Origin of the sequence: Chromobacterium piscinae (assembly GCF_021129175.1) — a bacterium.
Lineage (GTDB): Bacteria > Pseudomonadota > Gammaproteobacteria > Burkholderiales > Chromobacteriaceae > Chromobacterium > Chromobacterium piscinae.
This window is the reverse complement of record NZ_JAJOHV010000186.1, coordinates 1-1,443: the sequence shown is the minus strand read 5'-3', so window position 1 is coordinate 1,443 and position 1,443 is coordinate 1. Positions and strand designations below refer to the sequence as shown.

The window sequence follows — 1,443 nt, the reverse complement described above, 5'->3', positions numbered from 1 at the left end:
GCGCAAAGCCGGCCGCGCGCTGGCCGCAGGCCAGATCGACGCCTGGCAGCGCGCGGCCAAGGCCTGCGGCGTCAACTGGGCCGCCTGGCTGATGGCGGCGACTGCTGCCTGGCTGGCGCGGCACGGCGGCCAGCGCGCCATCACGCTGGGCCTGCCGGTGATGAACCGCATGGGCTCGGCCGCGCTGGCCGTGCCCTGCATGGCGATGAACATCGCGCCGCTCAGCCTGCGGCTGGACCCGGCCCTCAGCCTGGGAGAGCTGGCCCGCCAGGCAGCCGACGGCCTGCGCGACATCCGCCCCCACCAGCGCTACCGTTACGAATGGCTGCGCGGCGATCTGGGCCGGCTGGACGGCCGCCAGCGGCTGTTCGGCCCAGTGCTCAACCTGATGCCCTTCGACCGCCACGCGCCGTTCGACGGCCTGGAAACCCGCATCCGGCCGATCAGCTCCGGCCCGGTGGAAGACCTGTCGATCAACATCAGCCTGCTCAACACCGAATGGCGGCTCAGCCTAGAAGCCCATCCGGACGCCTATCCGGCCGAGCGGCTGGACGCGCTGTGGCATGACCTGCCGCAGTGGCTGGACCAACTGGCCCATGCCGAGCCCGGCACGTCGCTGGCGAGTTTGCTGCCGGACTTGCCGCCGCTGTCCATCCTGCAAGGCCCAGCCCTGGAACAGCCCGCAGTCCCGGCGATGGAGCGGCTGGCCGCGCAGGCCGCCGCCCAACCCGACGCGATCGCGCTGGAAGGCGAAGGCCAGGCACTCAGCTACCGCGAGCTGCTGGACCGCGCGCGAGCGCTGGCCGGCCGCTTGAAGGCCCAGGGCCTGGAGGACGGCGATCGCGTCGCCATCCTGCTGCCGCGCTCGGTGGACGCCGTCGTCGCCATCCTCGGCACGCTGTGGGCCGGCGGCTGCTACGTCCCGCTCGATCCGCTCGGTCCGTCGGCCCGCCTGGCCATGGTGCTGGACGACGCCCGCCCCAGGCTGGCGCTGACTCATCGCCGCTGGGCCGCGCTGTGCGGCGACGCGCCGGCGCTGTGCCTGGACGAAGCGCCGGGCGAAGACGCGCCGCGTCTGGACGCCTGCGCCGCCGGCGTCGACAGCCCGGCCTATCTGCTCTACACCTCCGGCTCCACCGGCAAGCCCAACGGCGTGCTGGTCGGCCACCGCGCGCTCGCGCATTTCGTGTCCAGCGCCGGGCAGTTCTACCGCGTCCGCGCCGGCGAGCGCATCCTGCAGTTCGCGCCGCTGCATTTCGACGCCAGCATCGAGGAAATCTTCCTGGCGCTGTGCCATGGCGGCACCCTGGCGCTGCGCGACGACGCGATGCTGGAATCGATGCCGGCCTTCGCCGACGCCGTCGCGCGGCTGAAGATAGACGTGCTGGACCTGCCCACCGCCTTCTGGCACGAGCTGGCCTACGCGCTGACGCCGGAGCTGGC

The 1,443-nt window shown here is 72.8% G+C and carries 1 protein-coding gene; it reads left to right on the top strand.

Annotated elements, in window-relative coordinates; translation table 11 throughout:
• The coding region (locus LQR33_RS24120; RefSeq protein WP_231470766.1) for an AMP-binding protein at positions 1 to 1,443 on the top strand (1,443 nt) is incomplete at both ends.